Source organism: Streptomyces laurentii (assembly GCF_040635425.1).
Classification (GTDB): Bacteria; Actinomycetota; Actinomycetes; order Streptomycetales; family Streptomycetaceae; genus Streptomyces; species Streptomyces laurentii.
The window spans coordinates 53,842-78,466 of record NZ_JBEYHT010000025.1; the positions used below are offsets into that span (position 1 = coordinate 53,842).

At 72.9% G+C, this 24,625-nt stretch carries 23 protein-coding genes and 1 tRNA gene; 11 read left to right on the plus strand and 13 right to left on the minus strand.

The window, feature by feature from the left end; translation table 11 throughout:
* Nucleotides 1-68 precede the first annotated feature (68 nt).
* The 3 genes from ABZ693_RS17775 to ABZ693_RS17785 form a co-directional block, all read right to left on the minus strand.
* Nucleotides 69-923, minus strand: a complete 855-nt coding sequence (locus ABZ693_RS17775) for an SCO1664 family protein (RefSeq protein ID WP_435842455.1) — start codon at nucleotides 921-923, stop codon at nucleotides 69-71.
* Nucleotides 920-1,510 carry a DUF3090 domain-containing protein gene (locus ABZ693_RS17780; RefSeq protein ID WP_359877730.1) on the minus strand — a complete coding sequence of 197 codons (591 nt, stop codon included), beginning with the start codon at nucleotides 1,508-1,510 and terminating at the stop codon, nucleotides 920-922. The genes ABZ693_RS17775 and ABZ693_RS17780 overlap by 4 nt, the downstream gene beginning before the upstream one ends.
* Nucleotides 1,511-1,605: 95 nt before the next feature.
* Complete coding sequence (locus tag ABZ693_RS17785; protein ID WP_359877733.1) at nucleotides 1,606-2,295, minus strand: histidine phosphatase family protein; 690 nt, start codon at nucleotides 2,293-2,295, stop codon at nucleotides 1,606-1,608.
* A 179-nt stretch (nucleotides 2,296-2,474) separates the two neighbouring features.
* Here ABZ693_RS17785 and ABZ693_RS17790 point away from each other — a divergent pair, with 179 nt between their 5' ends.
* Nucleotides 2,475-3,467 carry a magnesium and cobalt transport protein CorA gene (locus tag ABZ693_RS17790; protein ID WP_359877852.1) on the plus strand — a complete coding sequence of 331 codons (993 nt, stop codon included), beginning with the start codon at nucleotides 2,475-2,477 and terminating at the stop codon, nucleotides 3,465-3,467.
* Nucleotides 3,468-3,512: 45 nt separating this feature from the next.
* Here the strand turns inward: ABZ693_RS17790 and ABZ693_RS17795 are convergent, their stop codons facing one another.
* Together ABZ693_RS17795 and ABZ693_RS17800 are read right to left on the minus strand one after the other, a co-directional pair.
* Complete coding sequence (locus ABZ693_RS17795) at nucleotides 3,513-4,298, minus strand: ferritin-like domain-containing protein (protein ID WP_359877736.1); 786 nt, start codon at nucleotides 4,296-4,298, stop codon at nucleotides 3,513-3,515.
* Between the two features lie 190 nt (nucleotides 4,299-4,488).
* Nucleotides 4,489-5,538: an LLM class F420-dependent oxidoreductase gene (locus tag ABZ693_RS17800; RefSeq protein ID WP_359877739.1), complete on the minus strand. Its 1,050-nt coding sequence runs from the start codon at nucleotides 5,536-5,538 to the stop codon at nucleotides 4,489-4,491.
* Between the two features lie 154 nt (nucleotides 5,539-5,692).
* Here ABZ693_RS17800 and ABZ693_RS17805 point away from each other — a divergent pair, with 154 nt between their 5' ends.
* Nucleotides 5,693-6,670, plus strand: a complete 978-nt coding sequence (locus tag ABZ693_RS17805; RefSeq protein WP_359877740.1) for an aldo/keto reductase — start codon at nucleotides 5,693-5,695, stop codon at nucleotides 6,668-6,670.
* The gene (locus tag ABZ693_RS17810; protein ID WP_359877743.1) at nucleotides 6,667-8,952 is read left to right on the plus strand and encodes a helix-hairpin-helix domain-containing protein; all 2,286 of its coding nucleotides are present in this window, start codon (nucleotides 6,667-6,669) and stop codon (nucleotides 8,950-8,952) included. The genes ABZ693_RS17805 and ABZ693_RS17810 overlap by 4 nt, the downstream gene beginning before the upstream one ends.
* Nucleotides 8,953-9,045: 93 nt before the next feature.
* Here ABZ693_RS17810 and ABZ693_RS17815 read toward each other — a convergent pair whose 3' ends face one another.
* Entirely contained in the window at nucleotides 9,046-9,765 is a 720-nt protein-coding gene (locus ABZ693_RS17815) for a hypothetical protein (RefSeq protein WP_359877746.1), read from the minus strand.
* Between the two features lie 47 nt (nucleotides 9,766-9,812).
* On the opposite strand from ABZ693_RS17815, the gene ABZ693_RS17820 reads away from it, so the two are divergent.
* Nucleotides 9,813-10,001 carry a DUF5703 family protein gene (locus tag ABZ693_RS17820; RefSeq protein ID WP_265865547.1) on the plus strand — a complete coding sequence of 63 codons (189 nt, stop codon included), beginning with the start codon at nucleotides 9,813-9,815 and terminating at the stop codon, nucleotides 9,999-10,001.
* A gap of 101 nt (nucleotides 10,002-10,102) precedes the next feature.
* On the opposite strand, the gene ABZ693_RS17825 is transcribed toward ABZ693_RS17820, so the two are convergent.
* The 3 genes from ABZ693_RS17825 to ABZ693_RS17835 form a co-directional block, all read right to left on the minus strand.
* Nucleotides 10,103-10,819 carry a chaplin gene (locus tag ABZ693_RS17825; RefSeq protein WP_359877748.1) on the minus strand — a complete coding sequence of 239 codons (717 nt, stop codon included), beginning with the start codon at nucleotides 10,817-10,819 and terminating at the stop codon, nucleotides 10,103-10,105.
* A gap of 120 nt (nucleotides 10,820-10,939) precedes the next feature.
* The gene (chpH, locus tag ABZ693_RS17830) at nucleotides 10,940-11,173 is read right to left on the minus strand and encodes a chaplin ChpH (protein WP_359877750.1); all 234 of its coding nucleotides are present in this window, start codon (nucleotides 11,171-11,173) and stop codon (nucleotides 10,940-10,942) included.
* 259 nt (nucleotides 11,174-11,432) lie between these two features.
* Nucleotides 11,433-12,758, minus strand: a complete 1,326-nt coding sequence (locus tag ABZ693_RS17835; protein WP_359877752.1) for a M20/M25/M40 family metallo-hydrolase — start codon at nucleotides 12,756-12,758, stop codon at nucleotides 11,433-11,435.
* Between the two features lie 180 nt (nucleotides 12,759-12,938).
* Here ABZ693_RS17835 and ABZ693_RS17840 point away from each other — a divergent pair.
* The 3 genes from ABZ693_RS17840 (at nucleotide 12,939) to ABZ693_RS17850 (ending at nucleotide 14,611) form a co-directional block, all read left to right on the plus strand.
* A tRNA-Leu gene (locus ABZ693_RS17840) sits at nucleotides 12,939-13,026 on the plus strand.
* Nucleotides 13,027-13,115: 89 nt separating this feature from the next.
* Nucleotides 13,116-13,655 carry a phosphotransferase family protein gene (locus ABZ693_RS17845; protein WP_359877753.1) on the plus strand — a complete coding sequence of 180 codons (540 nt, stop codon included), beginning with the start codon at nucleotides 13,116-13,118 and terminating at the stop codon, nucleotides 13,653-13,655.
* A 26-nt stretch (nucleotides 13,656-13,681) separates the two neighbouring features.
* Nucleotides 13,682-14,611, plus strand: a complete 930-nt coding sequence (locus ABZ693_RS17850; protein ID WP_359877756.1) for an RluA family pseudouridine synthase — start codon at nucleotides 13,682-13,684, stop codon at nucleotides 14,609-14,611.
* On the opposite strand, the gene ABZ693_RS17855 is transcribed toward ABZ693_RS17850, so the two are convergent.
* Nucleotides 14,595-15,224, minus strand: a complete 630-nt coding sequence (locus tag ABZ693_RS17855; RefSeq protein WP_359877759.1) for an MBL fold metallo-hydrolase — start codon at nucleotides 15,222-15,224, stop codon at nucleotides 14,595-14,597. The genes ABZ693_RS17850 and ABZ693_RS17855 overlap by 17 nt on opposite strands.
* The gene (locus ABZ693_RS17860) at nucleotides 15,224-16,309 is read right to left on the minus strand and encodes an S-(hydroxymethyl)mycothiol dehydrogenase (RefSeq protein WP_359877762.1); all 1,086 of its coding nucleotides are present in this window, start codon (nucleotides 16,307-16,309) and stop codon (nucleotides 15,224-15,226) included. The genes ABZ693_RS17855 and ABZ693_RS17860 overlap by 1 nt, the downstream gene beginning before the upstream one ends.
* 137 nt (nucleotides 16,310-16,446) lie before the next feature.
* Here ABZ693_RS17860 and phsA point away from each other — a divergent pair, with 137 nt between their 5' ends.
* Both phsA and ABZ693_RS17870 read left to right on the plus strand, forming a co-directional pair.
* A complete protein-coding gene (gene phsA, locus ABZ693_RS17865; protein ID WP_359877764.1) occupies nucleotides 16,447-18,303 on the plus strand; it encodes an O-aminophenol oxidase PhsA in 1,857 nt (618 codons plus the stop codon).
* 166 nt (nucleotides 18,304-18,469) lie between these two features.
* Nucleotides 18,470-19,609, plus strand: a complete 1,140-nt coding sequence (locus ABZ693_RS17870) for a winged helix DNA-binding domain-containing protein (protein WP_359877767.1) — start codon at nucleotides 18,470-18,472, stop codon at nucleotides 19,607-19,609.
* A 351-nt stretch (nucleotides 19,610-19,960) separates the two neighbouring features.
* Here the strand turns inward: ABZ693_RS17870 and ABZ693_RS17875 are convergent, their stop codons facing one another.
* On the minus strand, nucleotides 19,961-20,662 hold the full coding sequence (locus ABZ693_RS17875; RefSeq protein WP_359877770.1) for a FadR/GntR family transcriptional regulator: 702 nt from the start codon (nucleotides 20,660-20,662) through the stop codon (nucleotides 19,961-19,963).
* A gap of 146 nt (nucleotides 20,663-20,808) precedes the next feature.
* Here ABZ693_RS17875 and ABZ693_RS17880 point away from each other — a divergent pair, with 146 nt between their 5' ends.
* On the plus strand, nucleotides 20,809-21,348 hold the full coding sequence (locus ABZ693_RS17880; RefSeq protein ID WP_359877771.1) for a gluconokinase: 540 nt from the start codon (nucleotides 20,809-20,811) through the stop codon (nucleotides 21,346-21,348).
* Between the two features lie 17 nt (nucleotides 21,349-21,365).
* The gene (locus ABZ693_RS17885; protein ID WP_359877774.1) at nucleotides 21,366-22,763 is read left to right on the plus strand and encodes a GntT/GntP/DsdX family permease; all 1,398 of its coding nucleotides are present in this window, start codon (nucleotides 21,366-21,368) and stop codon (nucleotides 22,761-22,763) included.
* Between the two features lie 82 nt (nucleotides 22,764-22,845).
* Here the strand turns inward: ABZ693_RS17885 and ABZ693_RS17890 are convergent, their stop codons facing one another.
* Complete coding sequence (locus ABZ693_RS17890; protein WP_435842456.1) at nucleotides 22,846-24,519, minus strand: FAD-binding dehydrogenase; 1,674 nt, start codon at nucleotides 24,517-24,519, stop codon at nucleotides 22,846-22,848.
* Nucleotides 24,520-24,625 lie beyond the last annotated feature (106 nt).

The window sequence follows — 24,625 nt, forward strand, 5'->3', positions numbered from 1 at the left end:
TTTCCGGCGTGAAAGATTTGGCCGGAAAGCATCGCCCCACGGAGTGTGAGGGATGTCTCCCGGACCGCTCAGACCGGGGGCCAGGGGATCGCCGGCCACTGCCCGGTCGGTACGGGGTGCCGGCCGGCCTCGATGAGGACGGCGACCCGTCGGCGCAGCGCGGTCACCTCGGCGTCGGTCAGCAGTCCGGCCAGCCGCTTGGCCAGCGGGGTTCCGGGGGCCAGCCGTTCGCCGAGCACGCCGAGCGCGGCGACGGCCTCGTCGGTGAGCTTCTCCCCCGCCCAGCCCCACAGCAGGGTGCGGAGCTTGTCGTCCACGTGGAACGAGACCCCGTGGTCGATCCCGTACAGCCGGCCGTCCGGCGTGGGCAGCAGATGCCCGCCCTTGCGGTCGGAGTTGTTGATCACCGCGTCCAGGACGGCGAGCCGGCGCAGCGGCGGGGTGTCGGCGTGCACGAGGAGCGCCGTGCGGTCCTCGTCGACCTGGGCGGGGCCGACGGCCTTCCAGCCCTCCCCCGCCTCCTCGTCGTCGACGAGGGCGAGCAGCGTCGCCTCCGGGTCGGGCTCGACCCACAGCTGCACCATGCCCTCGCCGTACGGGCCCTCGCGCAGCACGGTCGGCGGGACCAGGTCCCAGCCCATGGCCTCGGACAGCTCGTAGGCGGCGACCTCGCGCCGGGCGAGGGTGCCGTCGGGGAAGTCCCACAGCGGACGCTCGCCCGCCACCGGCTTGTAGACGCAGGCGGCTTCCTCCCCCGCGTACGCGACGGAGCAGTACAGCACCGCGTTGGACGCCTCGCGGATCCGGCCGCGGACGGTCAGCTCACCGCGGGCGAGCAGGTCGAGCACCCCGTCGCCGTCCCGGCCGTCGGGCCGGGACGGCTGCCGCGGGTCCGGTACGAGGCGGTCCTGGTCGCTGCTCATGCGTCGCGGCGGTATCCGTTCTGGCGCGGGCAGACGTGGCCCTCGGGGTCGAGCGGCAGGCTGCACAGCGGGCACGGCGGGCGGCCGGCGTTGACCACGTCCAGGGCGCGCTTGGCGAAGGCCCGGGCCTGGGCGCCGGTGAGCCGGACGCGCAGCATCGGCGGGCCGTTCTCCTCGTCCTGGAGCAGCCGCTCCTCGGCCTCGGCGAGGTCCTCCTCGGAGTCCGCGTCGAGTTCGACGAGCGCCTGCGCCTCGACGATCATGCGCTCTTCCCCGCCGTCCCAGGCGAGGGCCATGGTGCCGACCCGGAACTCCTCCTCGACCGGGGTGTCGAGGGGCGCGGCGTCGGCGTTCTCGGCGAGCGCGACGGCTGGTACGGGGGCGTTGCCGCCGGAGCGCCGGACGACCTCGTCCAGCAGCTCGTCGATCCGCTCGGCGAGCGCCGCGACCTGGCTCTTCTCCAGGGCGACGCTGGTGACCCGGCCGGTCGCGGACGCCTGCAGGAAGAACGTACGGCGGCCAGGCAGCCCGACCGTACCGGCCACGAAACGCTCCGGTGGGTCGTAGAGGAACACCTGACGGGACACGTTCCCGACTCCCTTGGGTCTCGGTGGGCAGCTGTCCCGGTGGGGGCGGCACAGCTGGAGCTACAGCGGCGCGTCCACCCTACTGCGCGTGGGGATCACGGTGCGCCCGCACCGCCTCCGACCTCCGCCGCCCCGCCGTCGGCGGAGCTCTCGCGGGGTGCGAGGGCGTCGAGATCGCCGGTGTCGCCGAGCCGGAGCAGGAAGGGGCGCAGCGGGGTGTAGCGGATCGCGGTGACCGAACAGGGGTCGGCCTGGATCCGCTGGAAGAGGTCGAGGTGCAGGCCGAGGGCGTCGGCGACGAGCGCCTTCACGATGTCGCCGTGGGTGCACATCACATAGGCGGCGTCCTCGCCGTGCTCGGCCTCGATCCGGGAGTTCCAGTCGTGGACGGCGTCCACGGCGCGGGCCTGCATGGCGCGCATGGACTCGCCGCCGGGGAAGGCCGCGGCCGAGGCGTGCGCCTGGACGACCTTCATCAGCGGTTCGTCCATCAGCTCGGCGAGCTTGCGGCCGGACCAGTCGCCGTAGTCGCACTCGTTGATCCGGTCCTCGACGTGCAGGGGAAGTCCGGGGCGGGCGTCGAGCAGCGGCCGTACGGTCTCGCGGCAGCGCTGGAGCGGGCTGGAGACGACGGCGGCGAGGGGCACACGGGCGAGCCGCCCGGGCAGTGCGGCGGCCTGCGCGGTGCCGCGTTCGTCGAGCGCGACGCCGGGCGTGCGGCCCGCGAGCACTCCGGAGGTGTTGGCGGTGGAGCGTCCGTGCCGGACGAGGATCAGCGTGGCCATGCCGGCCAGCCTACGCGCGCGTGGCGGCCGGGACCGCGGGTGCGGGCGACGGGATTGGCCGGGACCGGTCGGGTGCCGGGCGCTGAAGGAGGTCGGCGGCCGGGGCGGAAAGAGGCCGGCGGACGGCCCGAGGGGCGGCAGATACGGGAGAGGTGCGGGACAGGGCCGGACGGGGGAGAATACGGCCCGTGATCGTGGACTCAGCCATCTACCGGGACGGGCGCAGGACGTCCGGCCCCGACGACCTCTCGGACGCGCTCGCGGAGGCGCGGGCGACCGGCCACGCGTTCTTGTGGGTGGGACTTCACGAGCCGACGCACGCCGAGTTCGCCCATGTCTCGGAGGAGTTCGCGCTGCATCCGCTGGCGGTCGAGGACGCGCTGAAGGCCCATCAGCGGCCCAAGCTGGAGATCTACGACGACTCGCTGTTCATGGTGCTCAAGCCGGTGGTGTACGACCCGGCGAGCGACCAGGTGTCGTCGGGCGAGCTGATGGTGTTCCTCGGCGACTCGTTCGTGGTGACCGTGCGGCACGGCGAGGGCGCGCCGCTGACGGCGGTACGGCAGCGGCTGGAGGCCGAGCCGGAGGTGCTGCGGCACGGGCCGACCTCGGTGCTCTACGCGATCAGCGACGCGGTCGTGGACCACTACATCGACGTGGCCGGGGAGCTCCAGATCGACCTGGAGGAGCTGGAGGCGGATGTCTTCGCACCGTCCGGCGGGGCCCCGACGGGCACGGCCGAGCGGATCTACACGGCCAAGCGGCAGGTCCTCGAGTTCCGGCGGGCGAGCGGCCCGCTGGCGGGGCCGGTGGCCAAGCTCGCGACCGGCTCGCTGCCCTTCGTCCACGACCACGCGATGCCGTTCTTCCGGGATGTGCAGGACCATCTGCTGCGGGCGAACGACCAGGTGGAGGGGCTGGACCGGCTGCTGTCGGACATGCTCTCGGCGCACTTGGCGCAGATGGGCGTGCGGCAGAACGACGACATGCGCAAGATCTCGGCGTGGGCGGCGATGGCGGCGGTTCCCACGATGGTCGCGGGAATCTACGGCATGAATTTCAGGCATATGCCTGAGCTGGACTGGGTCTGGTCGTACCCGGCCGTGATCCTGCTGATGGCGGGCATAGTCACCGTGCTGTACCGGCTGTTCAAGCGACGCGGCTGGATGTAGCGGGGCGGAACGGGGCGGCGACCGGACCGGCCCCGGCCCCGGCCCTCAGAACGCGGAGACGGGCACCGGCGGGCCCCCGAGGGCGTTCCGGCGCTCGGGCATCCTGAGGTCGACCATCCGGTGCCAGCCGGCGACCCGTTCGTACGCGTACATGGCGTGGATGCCGGCGGCGAGCGTGCCGGCCTTGGCGCGCGGCCACTTCAGGATGCGGCCCATGTGTCCCATCACGGCGAGGCTGACATCCCGGTAGATCGCGATCTCGGCCAGCGCGCACGCGCGCAGGGTGTGCTGGATCAGCCGGCCGTGGCCCTCGTCGTTGAGCCGGAGCAGTTCCTCGTGGCAGTAGGCGAGATGGTTGTCCTCGTCGTGGCAGATCATCCTGATCGCCTTGCCGAGTTCGGGGTGGTCCCCGAAATAAGTGACGAGCATGTCCATCTGGGAGGCCGCGCGTTCCTCGGTGATCCGGCTGTGCGCGAGATAGACGACGATGTCCCGCTCGGTGAGCGGTTCGTCGCGGCGCAGGGTGGCGTGGGCGAGGCCGATGCCGCGCCGTTCGAGGAGCATCGTGTAGTCGGTGTCCGGCGGCACCGGTACCGGGGCGAGCCCGCGCTTCTTGAGCAGGGCGTTGAAGATCCTGCCGTGCTTGTCCTCGTCGGCGCCGTGCCGCGCGATCTTGGGGGCCAGGTCCCGCATGCCGGGGGCGACGAGGGCCGCGATCCGGCCGTTCTCCCAGCCGCCCTGCGCCTCACCGCTGGCGGCGATGGAGCAGAAGAGCTGGAACGACGCGTCGTCGTCGACGATTTCCTGGAACAGGCTCTTGGCCGTGAGCATGGCTGCCACCTCCCGTGCGGTACGAGTCAAGTGCGCCACGCCGGGAGGGGCAACAGGACGGCGGGGCGACTGGGCCGAACGAAGGACGGCGCGCGAGGCGTAACCGCGGGCGCGCTCGCGCGTTGTGCTCCGTGACGGCCGTGGCGGGGACGACCCCGAGCCCTCACCACGGCCGTGAGACGTCCGCCGGTTACGCCAGTCCGGCCCGCTCCAGCGCCTCCACCCCCGCGCGCAGGGCGGCGATCCGCTCGTCGAGCGTGAAGCCGGCGGGGGCCAGGGTCAGGGTCGTCACCCCCGCCGCCGCGTACTCCCGCATGCGGTCGGCGATCCGGTCGACCGTGCCGAGCAGGGTGGTCCGGTCGATCAGCTGGTGCGGCACGGCCGCGGCGGCACCGTTCTTGTCACCGGAGAGGTACTTGTCCTGGATCTCGGCCGCGGCCTGCTCGTAGCCCATGCGCTGGGCGAGCCGGTTGTAGAAGTTCTGCTTGCGGCTGCCCATGCCGCCGACGTAGAGGGCGGTGTACGGGCGGAAGATGTCGGCGAGCGCCTCGACGTCGTCGCCGAGTGCGAGCGGCAGGGTGGGATGGACGTCGAAGCCCTCCATCGTGAGCCCGGCCTTCTCGCGGCCCGCGCGCAGCGGACGCAGCGCGGTCTCCTCCAGGTGCTCGGCGGCGGGGAAGATCAGCAGGGCGCCGTCGGCGATCTCGCCCGTCTGTTCCAGGTTCTTGGGGCCGATGGCGGCGATGTACAGCGGGATGTGCGGGCGGGTCGGGTGGACCGTGAGTTTGAGCGGCTTGCCCGGACCGTCCGGCAGCGGCAGGGTCCAGTGCTCGCCCTGGTGGGTCAGGCGCTCGCGGGACATGGCCTTGCGGACGATCTCGACGTACTCGCGGGTACGGGCGAGCGGCTTGTCGAACCTGACGCCGTACCAGCCCTCGGAGACCTGCGGCCCGGAGACGCCGAGCCCGAGCCGGAACCGGCCGCCGGACAGGGAGTCGAGCGTCGCGGCAGTCATCGCCGTCATCGCGGGCTGGCGGGCCGGGATCTGCATGATGGCCGAGCCGATGTCGATCCGCTCCGTGCGGGCGGCGACGAAGGACAACACGGTGGGGGCGTCGGAGCCGTACGCCTCCGCCGCCCAGCAGACGGCGTAGCCGAGGCGGTCCGCTTCCTGGGCGACGGCGAGATTGTCGCCGTCCATGCCCGCGCCCCAGTAGCCGAGGTTGATGCCGAGCCGCATGCCACGTACCCCTTACTCATTGGTAACGTCGTTGTGGGCGGGGACTCTAGCGCGCGGTCCGGGCCTCCGACAGGAGCCGGGTCGGCCCGGTGCCTGTGGACAAGTCGTCCACAGGCTCTCTCGGTGTCCTGCCGTGGCCAGTAATCTCGCGGCCATGGAGCAGAGGCATCTCGGACGTACCGGCCTTCGCGTGTCCCGGCTCGGGCTCGGCACCCTCACCTGGGGCCGGGACACCGACGAGCACGACGCGGCCGAGCAGATGAAAGCGTTCTGGGACGCGGGCGGAACACTCGTGGACACCGCGGACGTGTACGGGGGCGGCGAGGCGGAGTACGTCCTCGGCCGGCTCCTGGACACCCTGGTGCCCAGACACGAACTGGTGATCTCGACGAAAGCGGGCAGCATCCCCGACCCGGACCGGCGCACGAACGGCTCGCGCGGGCATCTGCTCGCCGCGCTGGACGACTCGCTGGCCCGGCTCGGCACGGAGTACGTGGATCTGTGGCAGCTGCACTCCTTCGACCCGTACACGCCCCTGGAGGAATCGCTCCAAGCCCTCGACATCGCCGTGAACAGCGGGCGGGCCCGCTATGTCGGCGTGTCCGGTTTCTGCGGCTGGCAGCTCGCCAAGGCCGGCACCTGGCAGCTGAGCGGCGAGCGGACCCGGCTGGCCGGTACGCAGATGGAGTACTCGCTGCTCCAGCGCGGCATCGAGCGCGAGGTGCTGCCGGCGGCGCTGGACCTGGGCATCGGACTGCTGCCCTCCTCCCCGCTGGGACGCGGGGTGCTCACCGGCAAGTACAAGGGCGGCACCCCGGTGGGCTCGCGGGGCGGTTCGGAGGCGCTGGCGCCGTTCGTGGAGCCGTACCTGGACGAGACCGCGAGCCACATCGTGGACGCCGTCACGACCGCCGCCGACGGTCTCGCGGCGACCCCGCTCCAGGTCGCGCTGGCCTGGGTCCGCGACCGGCCCGGGGTGACCGCGCCGATCGTCGGCGCGCGCACCGCGCGGCAGCTGACGGCGGCGCTGTCAGTGGAGAGCCTTAGTCTTCCTGACGAGATCTGCCAGGCGCTCGACGATGTGTCGGCGCCCGTGCACCGCTATCCGGATCACGACTGGAGCACCTTGTGACCGACCCCTCCGCGGCCACCCCGCCGCCCGACCCCGCCGAGGCCCCCGCCGACGGCACGGCACCGGACACCGTCCCGGACGGCGAGCCGGGGCCCGGCGCGAGCGGCACGGAGGAGACCGGGACGGAGGAGACCGGGACGGAGGAGCGGGAGACCGGTACGGGGGAGCCGGATGCCGGTTCGGTCGAGGCCGGTACGGACGAAGCTGGTGAGGAAGAGGCCGGTACCGGGGCGGAAGAGGCTCCCGACGAGGCGGCCGGGTCCGGCGACGGCGCCGCTGCCGGGGACGCGTCCTCGGGCGGCGAGGCCGCAAGCGGCGAAGCGGCGGCCGAGCTGAGCGAGGCGCAGGCGGAGCTGGCCGCGCAGCGGGAGCTGCGGGCCAGGATCGAACAGCGGAAGGCCGAGCGGAGCGCGCCCGTCGAGGCCGGCACGAAGCTGAGCGGGACGGCCGCGGACCTGCTGGCGGCGGTACGGGCCGTGGAGAGCGGCGCGCGACCGGCCGCGGTCCCGCGCGTCGAGGAGCCCGCCCCGGCCCGGCCGGCACCGGCCGCCGCGGCACCCGAGCGCACGGTACGCCCGCCCGCGCCCGCGGCCCCCACGGTGACCGAGGAGACGACCACGGCCGTCCGCCAGGTCCTCGCGCGCGGTGGCGCCCCGGAGACCCTGGCCCCGCAGGTGGCGGCCGTACTCGGCGAGGGCGCCGCCCGTGCCCTCGCCGACGACCCGTGGCAGCTGCTGGCCGTCCCCGGAGTGCGCGCCGAGCAGGCCGACGGATTCGCCCGCGCCCTGCTCGGCGCGGAGTGCGGCCCGGCCGACCCGCGCCGCGCGGTGGCGCTCACCGCCTGGCTCCTGGAGCAGGCGGCCCGGCAGGGCCACACGGCCCTGGAGATCGGAGCCGTACGGGAAGGACTCACCCGGCTGTCGGTGCCCGAGCCCGACAAGGCGGTCGACCTCGCCGTGTCCGAGGCCGCGGTCCTGGTCTTCCAAGAGGAGAACGAGCCGGAAGACGACACGGAGGACGCCGACGGGGCCCAGGCGGCCGAGGAAGGCCAGGGGCAGCCGCCGCGGCCCGAGGCGCCGGTGCTGCTGGGTCTCGAACGGTTCGCGCTCGCGGAGGAGAGCCTGGCCGACGGGCTCGCGCGGCTGGTCCGCACGGTCCACCCCGCCTCGTGGGACGGCCCCGAGCTGGCCCGCGCGGCCGGCACGCACGGACTGGTCCTGCACACCGGCGGCGAGGCGGCCCGCGCCGAACCGGCCGCGCTGGCCGGCGAGGCACGCGCGCGGGGCCTGCGGGTGGCGCTCGCGGCGCACACCGCGCGCGACGGCGCCGTACCGGTGGCCGCGCTGCTGTCCGGCGCCGCGGGTCCCGGCCGGGACGCCGAAGGGGCGCTGGCCCTGGACCTGCTCGTCGTCCTGGACGCGCCGCAGCTCGGCCTGGAGCCGGCCGCGGCCCTCGTCGAGGCGCTGCCCGACGGCTGCCGGCTCGTCCTCAGCGGCGACCCCCACGTGCTGGGCGCGGCGGGCCCGGGCCGGGTCTTCGCCGACCTGCTCGCCGCCCGTATCGCGCCGGTGATCGCCTCCCGTACGCCCGACCCGGGCCCGATCGGCGAGCTGGTCTCGGGCATCGGCATCGGCGAGCTGAACCAGGTCGCGGCTCCGGGCAAGGAGGTCGTGATCGTCCCGGTGCGGGACGCGGGCGAGGCGGTGCACCGCACCGTGCAGCTGGTCGCGGACTCGATCCCGCGGGCCATCGGGGTGCCGACCGAACACACCCAGGTGATCACGGTCGGGCACGGCGGCTCCGCCGGCACCCGTGCCCTGAACGCGGCCCTCAAGCAGCGGCTCAACCCGGGCCCGGGCCGGTTCGGCGGCTTCGACCCGGGCGACCGGGCGGCCCACTCCCCCGCGCCCGGCCGGACGGTGACCGGCACGGTCGTCTCGGCCGACGCCGAGGGCCTGCACCTGGACTGCGACGGCACGCGGGTCGTCGTACCGAAGGAGCGGGTGGAATCGGAGCTGCGGCACGGCTGGGCGCTGACCGCGCACCAGGCGGCCGGGGCCCGCTGGCCGGCCGCGGTCGTGGTGCTGCCCGGGGACGCCGCCGGGGGCCTGAGCCGGCCGTGGGTCTACACGGCGTTCGGGCGGGCCGAGCGGCATCTGTCGGTGGTCCACGGTGTGGATCAGGCCCTGCCGCGCGCGGTCGCCGAAGGCGTGGCCCCGGAGCGGACGACCCGGCTGCGGCCCCTCCTCGACGCCCTGCTCGCGGACGATGACGAGGCTTAGGACCCCGTACGCGGACAGCGAAAGGCCCTCCCGGGCGCGGCGCGCTCGGGAGGGCCTTTTCGTGTGCGGTCGTTCGTCAGACCCGGCCTGGCGTCAGACCCGGCGTACCGGGACCGGTCCCTCCGACTCGTCGTCGATCACGTCGTCGTGATCGTCGTCACCGTCGTCGTGATCGTCGTCACCGTCGTCATGGTCGTCGTGGTCGTCGTCGTGGTCGTCGTCGTCCTCGTCGAAGACGGCGCTGATGTCGAAGCGGCAGACGATCCGCTCCGGATCCACGCGGTCGAAGGGGGTGCTCAGCCACTCCCCCGGTTCGGGCAGGTCCTCGGCGGCCTCGACCCAGAGGGTGGAGTCCCCCTCCTCCAGACCGAAGTCCGTGTGCCGGGAAGCGATTTCGTCAGGTTCGTACTCGCCGAAGAGAACGCCGAGCGCCGCGTGGGTGGTGACCGGCTCCTCCTCCCGGTCGAGGTCGGTGACCCGCCGGGCCTGGGCGATGAGGCGCTGCGGCTCCACCACGGCGTAGTCCCGTCGGATCAGCACGCTCAGCGCGTGCGGCTCCTCCGGTCCCGCGTAGGGCGGCAGGGAGTCGTCGACATCGGGGATCTCGAAGGGAGTGACCTCGTCGTGCCGGTCGTAGAGGAGTTCGTCGTAGGCCTCCGCCGCTGCCGCGAGCGCGTTGAACGCCTCGTAGACGGCCGGGTCGTCCTGCCCCGTGCGGCGTTCGACCGCAGCGAGGTGACGGTCCAGTGCGGCTTTGACCGCCTCGGCGGCGGCGCGTACCTCGGCAGCGGTGGGCTGCGCAGCATCAGACATAGGACAGACGCTATCCGTACCTGGCCCTTGGCCGCACAATAGATGCGATGCCGGAATACGAATTTGTCGACGTGTACGTGCCGCGCGGCGTCTCCCGCAAGGAGACGACGCGGCTTCTGACCGACCATGCCGAGTACGGGCACTGGGAGTTGGACCGCCTGAGCCTGCGCCGGGACGGCAGTCGAAGAGTACGGCTGAAGCGACGCATCATCCGTCAGATCCGCGCCACCTGGTGACATGAGGAAGGGGCCCGCCACGGGGCCCCTTCCTTTTTCGTGTACGGCTTTCCCGTACGCCACCGGCCGCGGCCGCCGTCGCCGCGACCGGTTTCCGTCCGCTACGCGGCGCGGCGGGCCCGGCGGTAGAGCACGGCGCCCGCGAGGAGCATGCCCGCACCGACGGGGAGAACGAGCCCGAGCGGCGCGGCGCCGGTCTGGGCCAGCTCCTCGACGGGGCGGTCCGGGGTGTGCGTCACCGGGGTGTTCGGGTGGTGGGGCGTGCCGGGGTGCGCGGGAGGCGTACCCGGGTGCGCCGGGGTCCCCGGGTGCGCCGGTGTGGTCGGCGTCTCGGGAGTCACCGGGGTGGTGGGGCGCTCCGGGGTCGTCGGCACGGCGCCGTTGGCGCAGTTGTTGCCGCCGACGGGGTTCAGGAGGCCGACGCCGGTGACGTTGTTCCCGCAGACGTTCACGGGGACGTCGACCGGCACCTGGACGTTGTTGCCGGAGCCCACGCCCGGCGAGTTCGAGGCGCCTCCTTCGGCGGTGGCGCCGGAGCCGCCGTGGCCGCCCGAACCGCCCTTATTGACACACGTGTTGCCCATCGCCGGGTTGAGCAGCCCGACGACGTTGACGGTGTTGCCACAGAGGTTGACCGGCACGTGGACCGGCACCTGGACGTTGTTGCCGGACGCGACGCCCGGCGAACCGGACGCCACGCCGTGTGCGCCCGCGTCGGCCTGGGCGTAGCCGCCTCCGAGGGCGAGCACGCCGCCCGCCGCGGCGACGGTGACGAGGCTCTTACGGGAGATGCGCGTGATGCGTGTGACCTGTCGCATTGCTGTGTGACCTGCTTCCATGCCTGCTCGGCTCGACGAAGATAACCACCGGCCCCGGAGTGCATGGCACGCATTCCGGGGCCGGCCTGGCTCAGACCCCCGAGGGGTCGAGGCTCAACGTCAGGCGTTGATGCAGGTGTTGCCGAAGGCGGGGTTCAGCAGCCCGATCACGTTGATCGTGTTGCCGCAGGCGTTCACGGGGATGTGGACCGGCACCTGGATGACGTTGCCCGAAACCACGCCGGGGGAACCGATGGCGGCACCCTGGGCACCCGCGTCGGCAACGGCCATGCCCGCGCCCGCGAGAACGAGACCGCCGGTGGCAGCCGCAGCAGCGACGACCTTCTTGATCATTCTTCCTCCTTGTTGGCAGTGCGGCCCCAGCCGCGGACCGCACCACCTGTAACGAGGAGGGTGAGGGAGGGCTACGAGCCCCGCAGGTCATTCACTCTTTTCGGGCATGCCCGTACGCGCGGTCGATTCCGGCGGCCTTCGGGCGGCCGGGGGACCCCCGCCTCGGGCCTGCGGGCACCCCGGCGCACGCCGTCCGCACGCCGGGGCGGGAGCCCGCGCGCGGGCCTCCGTACACCCGGAGGAACGCGCGCCGCCGCCGTCAGGAGGCGTCGATGAACCGGTCCAGGACCCGGACGCCGAACTTCAGGCCGTCCACCGGCACCCGCTCGTCGACGCCGTGGAACATGCCGGCGAAGTCCAGCTCGGGCGGCAGCTGGAGCGGCGCGAAGCCGAAGCAGCGGATGCCGAGGTCGTCGAAGGCCTTGGCGTCGGTGCCACCGGAGAGCATGTACGGCACGGCACGGGCGATCGGGTCCTCGGCGCCCAGGGCCAGCTGCATGGCGTCGACCAGGGCGCCGTCGAAGCTGGTCTCCAGGGCCTTGTCGCCGTGCACGTCCTCGCGCTTGACCCGCGGGCCGAGGATCCGGTCGAGGTCGGCCAGGAACTCCTCCTCGTACCCGGGCAGGAAACGGCCGTCGACGTGCGCGGTGGCCTGGCCGGGGATGACGTTCACCTTGTACCCGGCGCCCAGCATGGTGGGGGCGGCGGAGTTGCGCAGGGTCGCGCCGACCATCTTGGCGATGCCGCCGAGCTTGGCGAGCGTGGCGTCCATGTCCTCGGGGTCGAGCGGGGTGCCGAGGGCGTCGGACAGCTCGTCGAGGAAGGACCGTACGGTCTTGGTCACCCGGACCGGCCAGGTGTGGCGGCCGAGCCGGCCGACGGCCTCGCAGAGCTCGGTGATGGCGTTGTCGTCGTTGGTCATCGAGCCGTGGCCGGCCGTGCCCTCGACGGTGAGCCGCATCCAGTGCATGCCCTTCTGGGCGGTCTCGACCAGGTAGAGCCGCAGGTTCTCGTTCACCGTGAAGGAGAAGCCGCCGACCTCGCCGATCGCCTCCGTCACGCCCTCGAAGTGCTCGCGGTGGTTGTCGACCAGGTAGCGGGCGCCGTAGGTGCCCCCGGCCTCCTCGTCGGCCAGGAAGGCGAGGACGATGTCGCGCGGCGGCTTGCGGCCGCTACGCAGCCGGTCGCGGACGACCGCGAGGGTCATCGCGTCCATGTCCTTCATGTCGACCGCCCCGCGGCCCCACACGCAGCCGTCGGCGATCTCCCCGGAGAACGGGTCGTGGGTCCAGTCCGCGGCGTTGGCCGGGACGACGTCGGTGTGCCCGTGGATGAGCAGGGCGGGCCGCGACGGGTCCTCCCCCTCGATCCGGGCGATGGTCGAGGCCCGTCCCCGATGGGACTCGATGATCGTCGGCTCCAGTCCGACCTCCGCGAGCTTCTCGGCGACGTACTCGGCCGCCGCCCGCTCACCCGGCCCGGAGTGGTCGCCGTAGTTGCTGGTGTCGATGCGGATGAGGTCACGGCACAGGTCGACGACCTCGTCCTCGCCCGTGACGCCCCGGCCGGTGTTCGACTCGCTCACGCTGCTTCCTCCCACTGCGTGCCCCACGCGATGACGGTTGATCCCCCCATCCTCCCGCGCCTCCCCCACCTGCCCAAGACCGCCTGTGGGCGGGAGTCAGGGTGGTGATCGACCCCCTCGAATGTTTGCTATGGTTTTCCTCGTCGGAAGGGCACAGCGGCCCGGAAGACAAGATCACCTGTCCGGGTGGCGGAATGGCAGACGCGCTAGCTTGAGGTGCTAGTGCCCTTTATCGGGCGTGGGGGTTCAAGTCCCCCCTCGGACACCAGCTGGAAGGCCCCACTTCATGTGGGGCCTTTTCGCGTGTCAGGGGTGTCTCCGGGACGGCTCGGGGAGGGCTCCGGGATCTGTTCGGGCATGGCCGTGGAAGGGCTGTACCAGGAGCTGGGGGTGCCCGCCGATCCCGGCCGGCTGCTCGCCGAGCGGGCGGCCGGGCTCTCGGCGCGGCCGTTCCGGCTGCTGCACGCGGACATCCACCGCAAGAACATGATCCTCACCGAGCGGGCGGGCGTGGTGTTCCTCGACTGGGAGCTGGCCCTGTGGGGCGACCCGGTGTACGACCTGGCCGATCACCTGCACAAGACGGGGTACGCGCGGGCGGACCGGGAGCGGGTGCGGGCCGGGTGGGAGCGGGTGGCCCCGGCGGACTGCCGGGTGGGCCTGCGTGAGGACGCCGCGTACTACGCCGCGTACGAGGAGATGAAGTCCGCCGTGGTGGACACGGTCCGCTGGGGGCGCCGGATCGCCCTGGCGGCGACGGCCGCCGAGCGCCGCGGGCTCGCGGAGGAGCTGCGGGGCAAGCTGCTGCGGGGCGGTCCGCACTGGGGTGGGGGGATGCCGGTGCGGCCCGAGGGGATCGAGCGGGCCGCCGTGCGGTGGCTGGGGGGCGAGGAGTAGGCCGGGCGGGTCGTTACCGTGGGGGTGTGAGACGGAGAACCAAGGCCCCCGCGTCGCCCCTGCCGCAGCGGGAGGGGATCGACGCCGTGCGGGTCCGGCTTCCCGAGGACGGGGCCGGGGCGTGGCGGACCGTGCGGGAGCATCTGGTGGACCGGTACGCCGGGGCCGTCGGGGCGGCGCTGGTCGGCGAGATGGTGCGGGAGGGGCGGTTCGTCGGCGCCGACGGGCGGGCGGTCGGGGGCGACGAGCCGTACACGGCGGGGCGGTATCTGTGGTTCCACCGGGACTTCCCGGCCGAGGAGCGGGTGCCGTTCGAGGTCGGCGTGGTGTATCGCGACGAGCGGATCGTGGTGGCCGACAAGCCGCACTTCCTGGCGACGATGCCGCGCGGGCGGCATGTCACGGAGACGGCGATGGCGCGGCTGCGGCGCGATCTGGGGCTGCCCGGGCTGCAGCCGGCGCACCGGCTGGACCGGCTGACGGCGGGCCTGGTGCTGTTCGTGGTGCGGCCGGAGGACCGGGGGGCGTATCAGACGCTGTTCCGGGACCGGCGGGTACGCAAGGCGTACGAGGCGGTCGCCCCGTACGCCCCGGAGCCGGTGCTTCCGGTGACGGTGCGCAGCCGGATCGAGAAGGAGCGCGGGGTGATGGCCGCCCGCGAGGTGGCGGGGGAGCCGAACAGCGAGAGCCGGATCGAGCGGGTGGAGCGGCGCGGCGGGCTCGCCCGGTACCGGCTGGTGCCGGAGACCGGGCGGACCCATCAGCTGCGGGTGCACATGAACGCGCTGGGGCTGCCGATCCTGCACGACCCGGTGTATCCGGTGGTGCGGGAGGACGGGCCGGAGGACTTCGGGCGGCCGCTGCAGCTGCTGGCGCGGACGCTGGAGTTCACCGACCCGCTGGACGGTTCCCCGAGGCGGTTCGAGAGCGGGCTCTCGCTCAGTGCCCTCGGCTGATCCACTCCTCCAGGTGCGGGGCCTCGGCCCCGATGGTGGTGGTGTCGCCGTGGCCGGTGCGGACGACGGTCTCGGCCGGCAGGGTGAGGAGCTTGTCCCGGATCGAGTCGATGATCGTGGGGAAGTCCGAGAAGGACCGGCCGGTCGCGCCGGGGCCGCCCTGGAAGAGGGTGTCGCCGCTGAAGACGGTGCCGAGCTCCGGCACGTACAGGCAGACCGCGCCGGGCGCGTGCCCGGGGGTGTGCAGGACGTGCAGGTCGACGCCGGCGATGGTGAGGACCTGGCCGTCGGCGAGGTCGCCGTCCGGGGAGTGGTCGGGGTGAGTGTTCTTCCACAGCGGCTGGTCGGCGGGGTGGAGCAGGATCCGGGCGCCGGTGGCCGCCGCGAGGGCGGGGGCCGCGTCGATGTGGTCGTCGTGGGCGTGGGTGCACACGATGGCGCGGAGGGCGCGGCCGTCGAGGGCGGCGAGGATCGCGTCGGCGTCGTGGGCGGCGTCGATGACGATCGCCTCGGTGTCGTCGCCGACGATCCAGACGTTGTTGTCGACGTCCCAGGTGCCGCCGTCGAGGCTGAAGGTGCCGGAGGTGACCAGATGGTCGATGCGGGCGTTCATCAGAGGATCACCACCGAGCGCAGCACGTCTCCCTCGTGCATCCGGGCGAAGGCCTTCTCGACATCGCCGAGGCCGATGGTCTCGGTGACGAAGGCGCCGAGGTCGATACGCCCCTGCTGGTGCAGGTCGATGAGCATCGGGAAGTCGCGGGACGGCAGGCAGTCGCCGTACCAGGAGGACTTGAGCGCGCCGCCGCGGCCGAAGACGTCGAGGAGCGGGAGCTCCAGCTTCATCTCGGGGGTGGGGACGCCGACGAGGACGACGGTGCCGGCGAGGTCGCGGGCGTAGAAGGCCTGCTGGTAGGTCTCGGGGCGGCCGACGGCCTCGATGACGACGTCGGCGCCGAAGCCGCCGGTGAGCTCACGGATGGCCTCGACGGGATCGGAGGTGCGGGAGTTGACGGTGTGGGTGGCCCCCATCTCCTTGGCCTTCTCCAGCTTCTTGTCGTCGATGTCGACGGCGATGATGCGGGCGGCGCCGGCCAGGCGGGAGCCGGCGATGGCCGCGTCGCCGACGCCGCCGCAGCCGATGACGGCGACGCTGTCGCCGCGGCCGACGTTGCCGGTGTTGATGGCGGCGCCGATGCCGGCCATGACACCGCAGCCGAGCAGGCCCGCGGCCTCGGGGGCGACGGCCGGGTCGACCTTGGTGCACTGGCCGGAGGCGACGAGGGTCTTCTCGGCGAACGCGCCGATCCCGAGGGCGGGCGACAGCTCGGTGCCGTCGAGCAGGGTCATCTTCTGCTTGGCGTTGTGGGTGTCGAAGCAGTACCAGGGGCGGCCGCGCAGGCAGGCCCGGCACTGGCCGCACACCGCGCGCCAGTTGAGGACGACGAAATCGCCGGGGGCGACGTCGGTGACGCCCTCGCCGACGGACTCGACGATTCCGGCCGCCTCGTGCCCGAGGAGGAAGGGGAAATCGTCGTTGATGGCGCCCTGCTTGTAATGGAGGTCCGTGTGGCAGACCCCGCACGCCTGGATCTTCACCACGGCCTCACCGGGGCCGGGGTCGGGAATGACGATCGTCTCGACCCGTACGGGTTCATTCTTCCCGGGGGCGACGACTCCCTGGACCTGCTGCGGCATCGTGGTGTTCCTCTCGAAAAACGGCAATCCACGTTTCGGATGTGACGATAACGGCCAGGTTACGCGGAGCTCGCAACCTTCGCCCAGGTGGTCACCGTCTGCCCCGATGCAGGCATGACACAGCCTCAGGGGGAAGTATGACCGGTGAGATCGAGCCGTACGTCGATGCTCTGACCGTGCCGCCGGTACTCCGCCCGGACGCGTCGGGGGAGCTCGTGGTCGAGCTCCGGCCGGCCTGGGTGCGGATGCACCGGCAGCTGCCGCCGACACTGATGTGGGGGTACGAGGGGACCGTGCCCGGCCCGACCATCGAGGTGCGGCGCGGGGAGCGCATCAAGGTCGCGTGGACCAACCGGATCCCGAAGGGCAGCGAGTACCCGGTGACCGCCGTCGAGGTGGGACAGACCGCCGGGCGGCCCGCCCCGCACAACCGGCCGGGCCGGGAAGGCGCGGAGCCGATCAAGGAGGTGACGGCGCTGCCGGCCTGGTCGGTGACGCATCTGCACGGGGCGCAGACCGGCGGCGGCAACGACGGGTGGGCGGACAACGCGGTGGGCTTCGGGGACGCCCAGCTGTCCGAGTACCCGAACGACCACCCGGCGGTGCAGTACTGGTACCACGACCACGCCATGAACATCACCCGCTGGAACGTGTACGCGGGGCTCGTGGGCACCTATCTGATCCGGGACGACGAGGAGGACGCCCTGGGTCTGCCGTCCGGGGCACGGGAGCTGCCGCTGATCCTGGCGGACCGGAACCTGGACCAGGACGAGGACGGGCGGCTGAACGGGCGGCTGCTGCACAAGACGACGCAGCTCGTCGCGGCGCACCCGGAGACGGGCAAGCCGGTGTCGCTGCCGTTCCAGGGCCCGTACACGACGGTGAACGGGACGATCTGGCCGTACCTCGACGTCGAGGCGGGCTGGTACCGCTTCCGGCTGGTGAACGCGTCGAACGCGCGGATCTACGACCTCGTCCTGGTCGACGAGGACGACCGGCCGGTGACCGGGGTGCTGCACCAGATCGGCAGCGACGGCGGGCTGCTGCCGCGCCCGGTGGCGGTGGACTTCGGCGCGGCGGCCGCAGGTGACCCGGCGGACGTCGACCCGCTGACGATCGCACCCGCCGAGCGGTTCGATCTGCTGGTCGACTTCCGACAGCTCGCCGGGCGCCGGCTGCGGCTGCTGAACAAGGCGAAGGGGCAACCGCCGGGGGGCGCGGACGCGACGGCGAGCGTGCCGTATCCGCAGGTCATGGAGTTCCGGGTGGGCGAGCCGGCGGAGTACGAGGCGGAGGCGGACGGCTTCGAGCTGCCACCGGTGCTCTCGGGTTCCTTCCGGCGCTACGACCACGCGGAGGTGGAGCACGGGCACCGGCTGGTCGTGCTCACCCCGCCCGGCACCGTCGGGGGCGGCGGGCACCCCGAGATCTGGGAGATGGAGGAGGTCCCGGAGCACGAGCAGGCGGCGCTGCGCGGGCCGGCGGACGGGGTGATCCGGGTCCAGTCCTCGGACGGCAAGGTGCGCACGTACCGGCGTGGCGCCCGGACGTTCAACGACGGTCTCGGCTTCACCATCGGCGAGGGCGCGTTCGAGCAGTGGTCGTTCCTGAACCTGGCGCCGTCGAACGTGGTGCACCCGATGCACATCCACCTGGCGGACTTCCAGGTGATGGCCCGGGAGACGTACGTGACGGACGGGTTCGACACGGGGGTCGGCGGGACGCGGGCGCCGGTGCGCTTCGACGCGGAGCGGCCGCTGACGGTGCCGCCGAACGAGCAGGGCTGGAAGGACGTGTTCCGGGTGCCCGGCGGTCAGCTGGTGCGGGTGATGGGGCGGTTCGACGGGGCGTACGGACGCTTCATGTACCACTGCCATCTGCTGGAGCACGAGGACATGGGCATGATGCGGCCGTTCGTGGTGATGCCGCCGGAGGTGCTGCCGCTGGGGCACGACCACGCGGGCGGTCCGGGGCACGGCGGTCACCAGTCCTGACGGCCTGATGACCTGACGGTCTGATGGTCTGGCGGTCTGATGGTCTGGCGGACTGACAGCCTGATGGCCTGATAGCCCACGGTGCTGTCGGTCGGGGGGCCGGGAATCCGAGGACCGGAATCCCGGGGGCGCTCGCGCGGGGACGGGCCGGTGGCATGATCCGGTCATGAGTCTCACCGAGCGTCGGCTCGCCCTGGCCCTGCTGGACCGTCAGCTCCTCCTCGAACGCCACCGCCTCGACGTGGCGGAAGCGGTCCGCCGGCTCTGCGCTCTCCAGGCGCAGTCGCCGGCGTCACCGTATCTGGCGCTGTGGAACCGCCTGCGGGAGTTCGCGCCCGAGGATCTCGACGCGGCGTTCGCCGAGGGCCGGCTCGTGAAGGCGACCCTCATGCGGCTCACCCTGCACGCCGTCCACGCCGAGGACTACGCGCCCTTCCGCGCCGCCATGCTGGGCACCCTGCGCGGGGCGCGGCTGTACGACCGCCGCTTCAAGGCGACCGGGCTGACCCCGGCCGACGCCGACGCGCTGCTCCCCGAACTCGCCGGGTTCCTGGAGCGGCCGCGTACCGGCGCCGAGGTGGAGCGCGAGGTCACGGGGAGGCACGGCGAGCACGCCTATCGGGTGTGGTGGGCGCTGCGCGCGTTCGCGCCGGTGCGTCACGCGCCGGTCGGCGGCCCGTGGTCGTTCGCCCACCGGAACTCCTACCGCGCCTCCGGGGCGGCCGCCGCGCCCTCGCCGGAGGAGGCCGCCGCCGGGGTCCGGCGTCTGCTGCTCGCGTACCTGGGCGCGTTCGGGCCGGCGTCGGCCTCGGACTTCGCCCGGTTCACGCTGCTGACGCGCGGCACGATAACCACGGCGCTGGAGGGACTGGGCGACCAGGTGGTGCGGGTGCCGGGCCCCGGTCGCGCCGCCTTGTTCGACCTGGCCGGCGCGACCGTACCCGACGAGGACACCCCGGCACCGCCGAGACTGCTGCCGATGTGGGACGGCACGCTGCTGGCCCACGCCGTACCCGGGCGGCTGATGCCCCCGGAGTACCGGCCGCTGGTCGTCCGGCGCAACGGCGACGTGCTGCCCTGTCTACTCGTCGACGGGCAGGTCGCCGGTGTGTGGCGGGCGACCGGCGAGGGCGTGGAGCTGACCGCCTTCCGCCCGCTCGGGAAGGCCGCGTGGCAGGGCCTGACCGAGGAGGCGGAGAAGCTGTCGGCGCTGCTCGCCGACCGCGATCCGGCCGTCTACCGGCGCTACGGCCACTGGTGGGAGAAGGGCTTCCCGTACGCCGAGCGGACGGTCGTCACCACCTGACCCCGTTCCCGGCCCGCGTCGGCGAAGCCGTCGGCCCCGGGTGTCCGTCCTGGTCGGCGGTCCCGGGCGTCCGTCCTGGTCGGCGGCGTCCTTCGCCAGGACGCGGACGCGGCGGCGGACCAGGTACCAGCCGCCGGCGCCCAGGGGGGAAGGGTCGGTGCCCGGCCGTCCCCTGGCGGGGTGCGGCTCCGGCACGGCCGGCGCACGCCCTCGCGGCTGGCGAGGGAGCACCGGAGGAGGCGTATGTCACCGAACGCCCGGATTCGAGCACTTCACCCCACGCGTCGGTGATCACGCTCCGTCCACCGGGGGTCCCGGCCCGCGGCGGAGCCCGGGGCGGACCGGGGGGCGTCACGGCGCCAGGACGTCGAGTTCCCTCAGCGCGCCGACCGCGATCTGCCGGGTCAGCTCCTCGGCGCGGGCCGCGTTCTTCTCCCGTACGGCCTCGGCGACCCGGACGTGCAGGGTGACGGCGGCCGGGTCGGGGTCCTCGAACATCACCTGATGGTGGGTACGGCCGGTCAGGACCTCGGCGACGACGTCACCGAGCCGGGCGAACATCTCGTTGCCGGAGGCGTCGAGGACGACCCGGTGGAAGGCGATGTCGTGCACCAGGTACTCGTCCAGCCGGCGCCCGCGCGAGGTGGCGACCATGCCGAGGGCGTGCTCGGTGAGCGCGCGGCACTGCTCGGGGCCGGCGTTCAGGGCGGCGAGGCCGGCGGCGACGGGTTCGATCGCGGAGCGCAGCACGGTGAGCGAACGGAGCTGGCGGGGGCGGTCGGCGCCGGCCAGGCGCCAGCGGATGACCTGGGGGTCGTACACGTTCCACCGCTCGGTGGGCAGCACGATCACGCCGACCCGGCGGCGGGACTCGACGAGGTGCATGGACTCCAGGACGCGCACGACCTCCCGCACCACGGTCCGGGACACCTCGAAGCGCTCGGCCAGCTCGTCGGAGCGGAGCACGCTGCCGGGCGGATAGTCCCCCGCGGTGATCGCGAGACCCAGGGAGGTCAGGACGTGCGGATGGAGCCCCTGGGCCGGTGTCGTCATGCCGGCAAGCCTACGCACCCCGCGACGGCACTCGCACCCACCGTAATAAGTACGATGTTTAGGTCACAACCTCTTGAATAAGTCGTACTCAATGGGTTTCATGAGCGCGACGGATCGATGTCGAAGAAGACAGCGAGGCATCCCCCATGCGCACCACCCCCCTGCCCGACGGCCCGGCGGACTTCCCCCGGGTCGTCGTCGTGATGGGCGTCGCCGGAACCGGCAAGACCACGATCGGTCCGCTGGTCGCCGAGGCGCTCGGCGCTCCCTACGCGGAGGGCGACGACTTCCACCCGGCCGCCAACGTGGCCAAGATGTCCGCCGGCATCCCCCTCGACGACGAGGACCGGGCGCCCTGGCTGGACGCCATCGGGCAGTGGGCCCACGGCCGGGCCGGGCTCGGCGGTGTGGTGAGCAGCTCCGCGCTGAAGCGGATCTACCGGGACCGGCTGCGCGCGGCCGCCCCCGGCGTGGTCTTCCTGCATCTGACCGGTGACCGGGAGCTCATCGAGCGGCGTATGCGGGCGCGTCAGGGACACTTCATGCCGACCGCTCTGCTCGACTCCCAGTTCGCCACCCTCCAGCCGCTGCGGGAGGACGAGGCCGGCGTCGCCGTCGACGTGTCCGGCACCCCCGAAGAAATCACCGCCCGGGCCGTCGCCGCACTGCGCCGGCTCCCCCACTGATCCCCGAGGACCCCACCGTGACCAGTCTCAGCGTCGAGATCCTGGCAGCGGACGCCGCCGAACCCATCACCTCGGCAGGCAACGCCCAGCTCGGCATCGCCGTGCTCGCCGGCATCGCCGTCATCGTCCTGCTCATCACCAAGTTCAAGCTGCACGCCTTCCTGGCTCTGACCATCGGTTCGCTCGCGCTCGGCGCGTTCGCGGGCGCGCCGCTCGCGAGCGCCATCGCGTCCTTCAGCGCCGGTCTCGGCAACACCGTGGCCGGCGTGGGCGTGCTGATCGCGCTGGGCGCGATCCTCGGCAAGCTGCTCTCCGACTCCGGCGGCGCGGACCAGATCGTCGACACGATCCTCGCCAAGGCGGGCGGCCGGTCGATGCCGTGGGCGATGGTCCTCATCGCCTCCGTGATCGGTCTGCCGCTGTTCTTCGAGGTCGGCATCGTGCTGCTGATCCCGGTGGTGCTGCTGGTCGCCAAGCGCGGCAACTACTCGCTCATGCGCATCGGCATCCCGGCGCTCGCCGGTCTGTCCGTGATGCACGGGCTCATCCCGCCGCACCCCGGCCCGCTCGTCGCCATCGACGCGGTCGGCGCCAACCTGGGCGTCACGCTCGCCCTCGGCCTGCTCGTCGCGATCCCGACCGTCGTCATCGCCGGTCCGCTGTTCTCCCGGTACGCCGCCCGCTGGGTGGACATACCGGCGCCGGACAAGATGATCCCGGCCCGTCCGTCGGAGGGCCTGGAGAAGCGTCCCGGCTTCGGCGTCACCGTCGCCACCGTGCTGCTGCCGGTCGTCCTGATGCTGGTCAAGGCGCTCGTCGACATCGTCGTCGACGACCCGGCGAACGCCGTGCAGAAGGTCACCGACGTCATCGGCTCGCCGCTGATCGCGCTGCTCGCCGCCGTCATCGTCGCCCTGTTCACGCTGGGCCGCGCAGCCGGTTTCACCAAGGAGCGGCTGTCCTCGACCGTCGACAAGTCGCTGGCCCCGATCGCGGGCGTGCTGCTGATCGTCGGCGCCGGCGGCGGCTTCAAGCAGACCCTGATCGACCTCGGCGTCGGCCAGATGATCCTGGACTTCTCGAAGAGCTGGTCCATTCCGGCCCTGCTGCTCGCCTGGCTGATCGCCGTAGCGATCCGGCTCGCGACCGGCTCGGCCACCGTCGCCACCATCTCGGCGGCCGGCCTGGTGGCCCCGCTGGCCGAGGGCATGTCGACCGGCGAGGTCTCGCTGCTCGTCCTGGCGATCGGCGCCGGTTCGCTCTTCTTCAGCCACGTCAACGACGCGGGTTTCTGGCTGGTGAAGGAGTACTTCGGCATGAACGTCGTCCAGACCGTCAAGACCTGGTCGGTGATGGAGACGATCATCTCGGTGGTCGGCATCGTCTTCGTGCTGCTGCTGTCGCTGGTCATATGACGCGGCGGCCCCTGCCCTGAGACGAGGCCCCGGAGCGCGGATTCCCCCGCGCTCCGGGGCCTCACCGCTTTCCCGTCGCCGCTCAGCCCACCGCCTTCGCGGCCGCGCGGCCCGCCGTACGTCCCGAGAAGAGGCAGCCGCCGAGGAAGGTGCCTTCGAGGGAGCGGTAGCCGTGGACGCCTCCGCCGCCGAAGCCGGCCGCCTCACCCGCCGCGTAGACCCCGGGCAGCGGCTCGCCCCCGGGGGTGAGGACCCGGGAGGAGAGGTCGGTCCGGAGGCCGCCGAGGGACTTGCGGGTGAGGATGTTCAGCCGTACGGCGATCAGCGGGCCGGCCTCGGGGTCGAGGAGCCGGTGCGGGGCGGCCGTACGGATCAGCCGGTCGCCCAGATAGCGGCGGGCCCCGCGGATCGCCGTGATCTGGAGGTCCTTGGTGAAGGGGTTGGCGATCTCGCGGTCGCGGGCGGTGATCTCGCGGCGCAGCGCGGCCTCGTCGATCAGGTCCTTCCCGGTGATCCGGTTCATGCCGCGGACCAGGGCGGCCAGATCGTTCTCGACGACGAAGTCCGCGCCCTTGTCCATGAACGCCCGGACCGGGCCGGGGACGTCGGCGCGGGCGCGGTCGAGGACGCCGCGCACGGACTTTCCGGTGAGGTCGGGGTTCTGCTCGGAGCCGGAGAGCGCGAACTCCTTGCCGATGATCCTTTGGTCCAGCACGAACCAGGTGTGGTCGTGGCCGGTGCGCATGATGTGTTCGAGGGTGCCGAGGGTGTCGAAGCCGGGGAAGAGCGGGACGGGCAGCCGCCGGCCGGTCGCGTCCAGCCACAGCGACGAGGGGCCGGGCAGGATGCGGATGCCGTGCCGGACCCAGATCGGGTTCCAGTTCTCGATGCCCTCGGTGTAGTGCCACATCCGGTCGCGGTTGACGTGGTGGGCTCCGGCGGCCTCGGCGACGCCGAGCATCAGACCGTCGACGTGGGCGGGGACGCCGGAGAGCAGCCGGGCGGGCGGGGTGCCGAGGCGCTCGGGCCACTGGGCGCGGACCAGGTCGTGGTTGCCGCCGATGCCGCCGCTGGTGACGATCACCGCCTGGGCGCGCAGCGAGAACGAGCCGGTGACCCGACGGTCGCTGGCGGTGCCGCGCGGTACGCCGGAGCGGGCCAGGACGTCGCCGGTGACGGTGTCGACGGCGCCCGCCGTACGGGCGAGGCCGGTGACGCGGTGCCGGAAACGGAAGCGGACCAGGCCGCGGGCGGCACCCTCGCGCACCCGGCGTTCGAAGGGGGCGACGAGACCGGGGCCGGTGCCCCAGGTGATGTGGAAGCGGGGTACGGAGTTGCCGTGGCCGGTCGCCTCATAGCCGCCGCGCTCGGCCCAGCCGACGACCGGGAAGAAGCGCACGCCGAGCCCGTGCAGCCAGGCCCGCTTCTCGCCGGCCGCGAAGTGCACGTACGCCTCGGCCCAGCGGCGGGCCCAGGCGTCCTCGGGGCGGTCGAAGCCGGCGGTGCCGAACCAGTCCTGGAGCGCCAGGGCGTGGCTGTCGCGGATCCGCATCCGGCGCTGCTCGGGCGAGTCGACGAGGAAGAGGCCGCCGAAGGACCAGTGGGCCTGGCCGCCGATGGACTGCTCGGGTTCCTGGTCGAGGAGCAGGACGGAACGGCCGGCGTCGGCCAGTTCGGCGGTGGCGGCAAGACCGGCGAGGCCGGCCCCGATGACGATGACATCGGCGTCGTACGGCGCATGAGACATGCACCGCATCCTGGAGAGGGCGGTGCGGCGCGTCAACGGTCCGGCCCGGGTCGGTGCGTGGGGCCGGTGCGTGGGGCCGGTGCGGGCGGACCGGTGCGGGCGGACCGGTGCCGCC